This is a genomic window from Corallococcus sp. AB049A (assembly GCF_003668885.1).
Lineage (GTDB): Bacteria > Myxococcota > Myxococcia > Myxococcales > Myxococcaceae > Corallococcus > Corallococcus interemptor.
This window is the reverse complement of sequence record NZ_RAWL01000027.1, coordinates 1-604: the sequence shown is the minus strand read 5'-3', so window position 1 is coordinate 604 and position 604 is coordinate 1. Positions and strand designations below refer to the sequence as shown.

1 protein-coding gene is annotated in these 604 nt (G+C 76.0%); it reads left to right on the top strand.

Annotated features, from left to right (window positions below; all coding sequences use genetic code 11):
• Positions 1-50 precede the first annotated feature (50 nt).
• The coding region (locus tag D7X55_RS05065; protein WP_121722392.1) for a hypothetical protein at positions 51-604 on the top strand (554 nt) is incomplete at its 3' end.

Sequence of the window (604 nt, the reverse complement as noted above, 5' to 3'; positions counted from 1 at the left end):
GGCAGAGGGGAGCGGGCGTGGCGCGGGCTTCGGGGTTATCCTCGGGGCCCGTGCTCCTGCCCGTCCTCACCGGTGTGTGGCTGTCGCTGTCCGGCGCGCTCGGCACGGAGCTGCGCCGGGACGGCTACAGCTTCCGTCCTCCGGACACCTTCCGGATGACGCGCTGGGAGCGCTACGCCGGATCGCAGGCGGGCGCGGTGTCCGGGGACGGCGTGCGCACGCGCGCCCTGTCCGCGGCCCTGGCGGACGGGGAGGGGCCGGACGCGGCCACGTTCCTCATCGCCGTCGTGGACGGGGGCTTCTCCGCGACCCCTTCGGAGCGCGACGCGTTCTCCACGGCCGTGATGCAGCACTTCCAGCGGGAACTGGGCGTAGCGCTGACGCCGGATCGGGTGGACCGCGTGGGCGGGCCCGTGCCCCGGGTGGAGGTGCTGAGCACGCTGCGTGAGGCCGGACAGGTGCGCACGGTGCTGGTGGCGGGGCTGGCCTCGGAAGGCCGCCACGCCGTGGTGACGGTCAGCGCGCCGGCCGACCGCTGGGACGCCATGGCGCCCCGGGTGCGCGCGTCGCTGGAGACCTTCCGCATGGAGGCCCCGGTGGCGGG